The organism is Telluria sp. ZT3P39 (assembly GCF_059685935.1).
This window is the reverse complement of the sequence record NZ_JCASIH010000049.1, coordinates 1-6252: the sequence shown is the minus strand read 5'-3', so window position 1 is coordinate 6252 and position 6252 is coordinate 1. Positions and strand designations below refer to the sequence as shown.

Below are 6252 nucleotides of genomic sequence, written 5' to 3'. Positions count from 1 at the left end.
CAATAACCGCATCAAAGTGATGAAGCGAATGGCCTACGGCTACCGGGATAGCGACTTCTTTTTCCTGAAGATCAAAGCCGCGTTTCCCGGAAATCCGTGATGAACCTTTTTTTTTGGGGCCGGGCGCCGTATCGATGGGCGCACGGATCGAACCGCCAATAGCCCCGCATTTGGTGTAGCATGGCCGCCATGTTTTCGTTCCCACAACACTTCGCCCATGCCTGAATTCGATCCGTCGCCGCGTACCGCTCTCTCCTACGACTGGTCCGCCAGCGCACTGGGTGACCCCGCAGGCTGGCCCGCCCCGCTGCGCGCGGGGGCCGACCTGCTGCTCAATTCGCCCCTGCCGGGCCTGCTCGTGTGGGGACGCCAGACGATCCTCGTCTTCAACGAGGCGTATGCCGCGCTGGCGGGTCTCGGCTGCGGCCGGGTGCCGGGCGGCTCGGTGCCCTCGGTGCTGCCGCCGCCGCTCTCGAGCGCCGGAAGCGCGCTGCAGGCGGCCTGGGATGGCCAGCCGCGCGTGGTCCAGGGCGCCACGCCCTCGTTCCGGCGTGCCGAAGGCCTGCTCGACCACCACTGCGACTTGTGGCTCACGCCCGTGATGGACGCGAATGGCGCCGTAGCCGGCGTGCACGTCCTGCTGGCGCCGCCTTCCCCGGTGGCCGCGGCGCCCGAGGCGGATGCCGGCAGCGGCAGCCTGCGTATCCTGGTGGTCGAAGACAATATCGACTCCCAATACCTGGTGTGCGAGATGCTCAAGGCCTTCGGCCACGAGGCCGACGGCGTGGCCCACCCGAACGATGCGCTCGACCTGCTCGGACGCCAGCGCTACGACGTGCTGTTCTCGGACGTCAGCCTGCCCGGCATGTCGGGCGTCGACCTGGCGCGCAAGGCGGTCGGCGACGATCCTTCGCTCAAAGTGATCTTTGCCTCCGGTTACGGCGACTCGCTGCTGCGCCACCTCGAATTCCCCTACCTGTCGCTGCAGAAGCCCTACGAGCTGGACCAGCTTCAGGACGCCCTGGCGAAAGTGGCGCGCCTTCCGGCGCAGGGCTGAAGGGGTGGGGCTCCCGTTCTGCCGCCGTAACGCGGCTGGGCTACAATGGGCGGAATTGGTACAGCCCTGTCCCATCTTTTGCCGCGCCCCTGGCGGCGCGGCGCCCGGCCCGCGATGATGATCCCGACTGAACCCATCGGCAGCATGCCCCGCCCGCTAGAACTGGTCGCCGCCAGGCGCACCGGCGCGGCGCCGCGTGAGTTGGCAAGCCTGGTCGACGCGGCGGTACGTGCCACCGTGGCCGCTTTCGAGGCCACCGGCGCGCCGGTCATCACCGACGGCGAACAGGGCAAGTTCGAGAATTTCTGGAGCTATCCGGTGCACGGCGCCGCCAATACCGCGCCGGACGGCTTTCGCATCCCGATCGGCAATGTCGCTCGCCAGCGCATGCCGCGCCTGATCCGGGGTCCCTTCCGCTACGCGCGCTATGCCGACGAATTCGTGCGCGCCGCACGCATGCATGCCACGCTGCCGCTCAAGCAGGCCATCATCTCGCCCTCGGCGCTGTCGCTGCTCTATCCGGCCGACGGCATCGCAGGCTATTCGCGCGAGCAGTTCCTCGAAGACCTCGTGCGCGAACACGAAACCGAAATCCGCCGCTGCCTGGAAGCCGGCGCCCACAAGGTGCAGGTCGATTTCGCCGAAGGCCCGCTGGCGATGCGGCTCGACCCGAGCGGCGCCCTGCTGGCCAGCTTCGTCCACCTGAACAACATGGCCCTCGACCGCTTTTCAAACGACCAGCGCGCGCTGATCGGCCTGCACGTCTCACCAAGCGGCCTGCACGGCGCGGGCGACCTTGCGGTCGACTATGCCGAACTGCTGCCCGCCCTGTTCGAGATCCGCGCCGGCAGCGTCTATATCGCGATGGCCGGCCAGCCCGACCCCGAGCGCGTGCTGCGCATGGCGCGCGACTATGCACGCCCGGACCAACGCGTGTTCGTCGGCGTGACCGATCCGTCCAACCCGGCGGTCGAGACGGCCGCGCAGGTGCGCGACCGGGTGCTGCTGGCCGCCACCTACCTGCCGCCGACGCGCCTTGGCACCACCGACGACGCCGGCTTTGCGCCCTTCTACGACGACGCCGGCATCGATCGCGATACCGCCTTTGCCAAGGTGCGGGCGCGGGTCGAGGGCACGCTCCTGGCCGCGCGCATGCTGGAAGGAGCGGCATGAGCGACGACCACGAACTCGAACGCATGCGCTCGGCCGCGCTGCGCAATGCGCAAAGCGTGCTGGCCGCGCGCCAGCGCGCCGAAGAAGAGCTGATCGGCGCCCAGGACGCCCTGCGGCGCGCCAGCGAGCGCATGGAAAACATGCTCGAGAGCCTGAGCGACGGCTTCTGCGCGGTCGACCGCGACTGGCGCATCACCTATATCAATGGGCGCGCGCTGGACATGATCGCCCCGCTCGACAAGAGCCGGGCAGGCCTGGTGGGCCGCAACCTGTGGGAAGAGTTCGAAGACCTGCACGGCACCTCGGTGGCCCAGGACTGCCTGCGCGCAATGGAGCAGCGCGAGACCGTGGTGCGCGATTTCTACTACGCCCGCCTGCAATGCTGGGTCGAGATGCGCCTGCATCCGTCGCCGGACGGGCTCACGCTCTACTTCCAGGACATCACCCAGCGCAAGCTCGACCAGCAGGCCCTGGTCGAGCACCATACCCGCCTGCAGCTGGCGCTGGCCGCCGGCCGCCTGGGCGACTGGCGCTGGGATGCCGCGCCCGACCGGGTGCAGCTGGGCGTGCGCGCGGCCGGGATCCTCGGGCTGCCGGCCGACACACAGCTAGCGTGGCCGCAGCTGCGCGCCCGCCTGCATCCCGAGCACCGGCGCCAGGTGCGGCGCGCGGTGCTGGCCGCGGTCAAGGCGCGGGCCGACCTGAACATCGAATGCCGGGTCGAAACCGGCTCCCTCCCGGCACGCTGGGTGGCCCTGGTCGGGCGCCCCGACTACGCCGGGATCAAAGGGCAGCAAACCCTGGTCGGCATGACCGGCGTGGTACAGGACATCACCGCCCGCAAAAGCGCCGAAGACACGCTGCGCGACGAGTCGCACGTGCTCGAACTGCTCAACGACACCGGCAGCATCCTGGCCTCGACGCGCGACCTGCGTTCGCTGCTGCGGGCCGCCACCGAGGCCGCCACCGGCGTGAGCGGCGCGCATTTCGGCGCCTTCTATCACGTGGGGCAGGAAGGCGACGGCAGCGGTCAGGACACTTCCGACGGCACCCTGTTCTCGCTGTACACGCTGGCCGGCACCACTTCGGCCGAGTTTCACAGCATCGGCGCGGCGCGTGCCGGGACGCTGTTCGGTCCCATCCTGCGCGCCCGGGGCCTGGTGCGGATCGACGACATCGAACGCGACGAGCGCTATGCCGGCAGCGCCCCGCAATTCGGCCTGCCCGACGGCCATCCGCCGGTGCGCAGCTACATGGCGGTGCCGGTGGTGGCGCGCTCGGGCGAGCTGCTCGGCGCCATGCTGTTCGGCGACCCGGAGCCGGGCGTGTTCACCGAACGCAGCGAACGCATCGTCACCGGCATTGCGCTGCAGGCCGCCATCGCGGTCGACAACGCCCGCCTGTACGAAGCCACCAGCCGCGCCGCCGAAGAGCGCAAGGTGCTGCTCGAGAACGAGCGCGAGGCGCGCGCCGAGGCCGAACGCAGCAGCCAGATGAAGGACGAGTTCCTGGCCACGCTCTCGCACGAACTGCGCACGCCGCTGTCGGCCATCCTCGGCTGGTCGCAGGTGCTGCGGCGCGGCAGCCGCGACGGCGCCGACCTGCAGCGCGGCCTGCAGACCATCGAACGCAATGCGCGCGCCCAGGCCCAGCTGATCGAAGACCTGCTCGACATGAGCCGTATCACCTCGGGCAAGGTGCTGCTCGAGATGCAGCCGATCGCGCCTGGCTCCTTCATCGATGCCGCCATCGAGACCGTGCGTCCGGCCGCCGAGGCCAAGCAGATCACCCTCGAAAAACGCTATGGCGCGCCGGAGGACCCGGCCCTGCTGCTGGCGGGCGACGCCGGCCGCCTGCAGCAGGTGGTCTGGAACCTGCTGTCGAACGCCATCAAGTTCACGCCGCGCGACGGCACCGTGGCGGTGGAAGTGGCGCAGCGCGACCAATCCGTGGCGATCACGGTGCGCGACAACGGCGCCGGCATCCGCCCCGAATTCATCACCCACGTGTTCGAGCGCTTCCGCCAGGAAGACGCCTCCATGACGCGCCGCCACGGCGGCCTGGGCCTGGGCCTGTCGATCGTCAAGCACCTGGTCGAGCAGCACGGCGGCACGGTGCGCGCGGAGAGCCCCGGCGAAGGCCTGGGTGCGAGCTTCACGATCGAGCTGCCGCTGGCCAAGGCGCCCGCCACCGGCGTCCGCCGCAGAAGCGATACCCCCAGCCCGCCGCCGGCCGCCGAGCCGATGGAGCCCGCGGCGCGCGACCTGGCCGGCATCACGGTGCTGGTGGTGGACGACGACCGCGATTCGCGCGAACTCATTGCCCGCATCCTGACCGACTGCCACGCGCGGGTACGGGTCGCCGCCAGCGCGCGCGAAGCCTTCGAGGCGTTCAAGGAGCACCGGCCGGACATCCTGATCAGCGACGTCGGCATGCCCGAGGTCGATGGCTTCGAATTCATCGGCTGGGTGCGCGGCCTGCCGGTTGAGGCCGGCGGCCAGGTCCCGGCCATCGCCCTGACCGCCTTTGCCCGTACGGAAGACCGCCTCAAGGCGCTGGAAGCCGGATTTTCCACCCATATTTCCAAGCCGGTCGAGCCCAGCGAACTGATTGCAACCATCGTTTCCGTGACCTCGCAGGGCACGCCGATGGTGGCGGGCGGACCCCGCACGCATGGTCGTTGATGCTCCTACCGGCTCACGCGGCGCTGTCCTACAAGAAATTTTGCAGGCTTTGCTAGACTATACAGAGATGGGATAAGCCCATTCCAGAAAGAAATGGAACAGGCCCCTCAGACCGAGTAGAAGAGACCAAGCATGCCGAGCAGACAAGACATTTTGAACGCAAAAATCCTGGTGGTGGACGACTCGCCGGACAATATCGAATTGATGGAAGAGATATTGCGCGAGGAAGGCTACACCTGCGTCAGTTCGACCATGTTCCCGGACCAGGTGTGCCCGCTGCACCGCGAGCATAACTACGACCTGATCTTGCTCGACCTGCAGATGCCGGGCATGAACGGTTTCCAGGTCATGAAAGGCCTGAAGGAAATCGAACAGGGCGGCTACCTGCCGGTGCTGGCCCTGACCGCCCAGCCGAGCTTCAAGATCGCCGCGCTCGAAGCCGGTGCGCGCGACTTCATCAGCAAGCCCTTCGACCTGCTCGAGGTGCACAAGCGCATCCACAACATGCTCGAAGTACGCCTGCTCTATAAAGAGCTGGCCCAGTACAGCCGCGCCCAGCAGGAACTGGCGCTGCACGACGCCCTCACCGGCCTGCCGAACCGCCGCCTGCTGGAAGACCGCATCGAAACCGCCCTCCAGCACGCCAACCGCAGCCATGCCAAGGCCGCGATCATGTACCTGGATCTGGATGGCTTCAAGGCGATCAACGACACCTATGGCCACGCCTATGGCGACGAGATCCTGAAAATGGTCTCGCAGCGCCTGCTGGCCGGTTCGCGCAAGGAAGACACGGTCGCGCGCCTCGGCGGCGACGAGTTCATGGTGGTGCTGGGCGACATCCACTGCCTGGCGGACGCCCAGGGCCCGGCCGCCAAGCTGGTCGAAGCCCTGTCCGAGCCTTTCTTCATCAAGGACCTCACCTTGCGCCTGTCGACCTCGATCGGCATCAGCATCTATCCGGACGATGCCGAATCGGTCGACTCGCTCATCAGCATCGCCGACTACGCCCTGTACGAAGCCAAACGCGCCGGCAAGAACCGCTTCTGCTCGCCGGCGGCGAACCGCCAGTCCGCGACCAAGATGCCGCTGCCCTCGAGCGCCCCCGTGGCCGAGCTGGCGCCGCACCGCTAAGCCTCCTAGGCATGCGCAACGCGAATGGGCCCTTCGGGGCCCATTTCGATTGCCGCCAGAGTCAGCGCCAAATTCAGGGTCACAAATTCAGGGTCAGGTCCTGACCCTTCCCCACATATTTTCCTTGTAGGCGGGCCGGGTTGCTGCTAGCTTCCCTGTCAAAAAAGCGGTGCATGCATGGCTGTGTTAGCCCTCTCTTTCGTAGCG

Annotated in this window: 5 protein-coding genes; all 5 read left to right on the top strand. The window is 67.9% G+C overall.

The genetic code is table 11. From position 1 onward, the window contains the following. A partial coding sequence (locus tag AC56LR_RS21430) for a transposase (protein WP_497133476.1) occupies positions 1–100 on the top strand: 100 nt, incomplete at its 5' end. 117 nt (positions 101–217) lie between these two features. Next, positions 218–1057 carry a response regulator gene (locus AC56LR_RS21425; protein ID WP_497133475.1) on the top strand — a complete coding sequence of 280 codons (840 nt, stop codon included), beginning with the start codon at positions 218–220 and terminating at the stop codon, positions 1055–1057. A gap of 114 nt (positions 1058–1171) precedes the next feature. Further along, on the top strand, positions 1172–2230 hold the full coding sequence (locus AC56LR_RS21420; RefSeq protein ID WP_497133473.1) for a uroporphyrinogen decarboxylase/cobalamine-independent methonine synthase family protein: 1059 nt from the start codon (positions 1172–1174) through the stop codon (positions 2228–2230). Beyond that, positions 2227–4914, top strand: a complete 2688-nt coding sequence (locus AC56LR_RS21415; RefSeq protein ID WP_497133471.1) for an ATP-binding protein — start codon at positions 2227–2229, stop codon at positions 4912–4914. The genes AC56LR_RS21420 and AC56LR_RS21415 overlap by 4 nt, the downstream gene beginning before the upstream one ends. Before the next feature lie 132 nt (positions 4915–5046). After that, positions 5047–6045 carry a response regulator gene (locus AC56LR_RS21410; RefSeq protein ID WP_497133470.1) on the top strand — a complete coding sequence of 333 codons (999 nt, stop codon included), beginning with the start codon at positions 5047–5049 and terminating at the stop codon, positions 6043–6045. Positions 6046–6252 lie beyond the last annotated feature (207 nt).